This is a genomic window from Bacillus sp. FG16 (assembly GCF_057809515.1).
In genome coordinates this window covers 1-1390 of the sequence record NZ_JBMDKC010000249.1, presented here as the reverse complement: position 1 = coordinate 1390, position 1390 = coordinate 1, and the positions used below count along the sequence as shown (strand labels likewise).

2 protein-coding genes are annotated in these 1390 nt (G+C 36.0%); both read right to left on the bottom strand.

What is annotated here, in order from left to right; genetic code table 11:
• Positions 1–112: 112 nt before the first annotated feature.
• Entirely contained in the window at positions 113–823 is a 711-nt protein-coding gene (locus tag ACODS7_RS32010; RefSeq protein ID WP_289668977.1) for a head maturation protease, ClpP-related, read from the bottom strand.
• Positions 810–1390: phage portal protein (locus ACODS7_RS32005; protein WP_488828592.1), on the bottom strand; the 581-nt coding region annotated here is incomplete at its 5' end. The genes ACODS7_RS32010 and ACODS7_RS32005, both read right to left, overlap by 14 nt.

Below are 1390 nucleotides of genomic sequence, written 5' to 3'. Positions count from 1 at the left end.
CGCTATTGTTAAATTCTTCTGCTTTCGCTTTTAAATCAGCAACTTTTTGACGTAACTCTTGTTCACGTTTATCCATTCCGTATTTCCTCCTTATTTTGGCACAAAAATAGACCTATAGCTCTAACAGGTCTAGTGCGTTTTGTATTTTTAATTGTTCGTTATTGCCCTTCTTTGGAATAGAAGGAGCTTTTGCTACTACTCTACTTGGTGTTTTTTGATATTTATCAAAATAATCACTGCTACAAGCTGCGATGTCTTTCGCTTCTACAACTTCAATATTGAAGTATTTTTCAGCTTCTTCGCCACTTAACCAAGTCTCAGCATCTACTAATTGTTGAATTTCTTCAATTTCAACGCCTTCTTTTAAGTTTTCTTTGTATACATTCATGATTCCTGACTCGATGTTATCAAGGTCCTCTGCTGCTTTTCGGAAATCAATTGCATTTCCAGCTGCATATGTCCAAGGCTTATGAATCATTAAAAAAGCATTAGAAGGGACAACAACACGATCACCAGCTAGGGCGATTACGGAAGCAATAGAAGCTGCCACACCATCTACATAAACAGTTTTCTGAGCCTTATTGCGCTTTAACATGTTATAAATGGCTAAACCAGCAAATACAGAACCACCACCACTATTTACATAGATATTCAGGTTACTTTTATCATCCAGTTGTCCTAACATGTTTTTCACATCATCCGGCATAATATCCGAATCATCCCATTTCCAACCTGTATTATTTATGATGTCACCATAGATAAATAGATCTGCTGATGATTCCGTTTGATTTTTAATCGTAAATACGTCTTTAATCGTCCTCACCTCCCTTCTGTAGTGCCCCTCCATTCGCTTTTGCTAATTGGTATTCATCAGCAATCTCAATAGATACATGGTTTAAGTCAACGCGATGTTTATCACCGTATTCCCCAATCCCGTCCATGTCCTCTAGTTCCAGCACCTTATTAATAGAAAATGCACCAGCATCTAACATAATTTTGTAGAATTCTGCTCGTGATTTAGAATCAGCACGTAATAAGCTTGTCAGATTAAACTTTAGATAATATCGTTTTTGTTCATTAAAAGAAAAAGCTTTATAAGAAAATTCTTCTTCATACTGTATAAGAATAGGGCTCAAGGTATTTTGAATAAAATCTAACGCCTGTTGCTCAATATTGGAGAAAGTAGCACGATCTAACTCATTAATCATGTGCAACGGAATATTAAAGATATTTGCAATCTCGCCCTTATCAAATTTCATACCTTCAATAAATTGGGCATCCTTTAAAGGCATACCAACCTTCTCAAATTCTAAACCAGCATCTAAAATGGCAATCCTTTGAGCATTATTTAATCCTGTATTTGCCTCTTCCCATGCATCACGAAGTACTT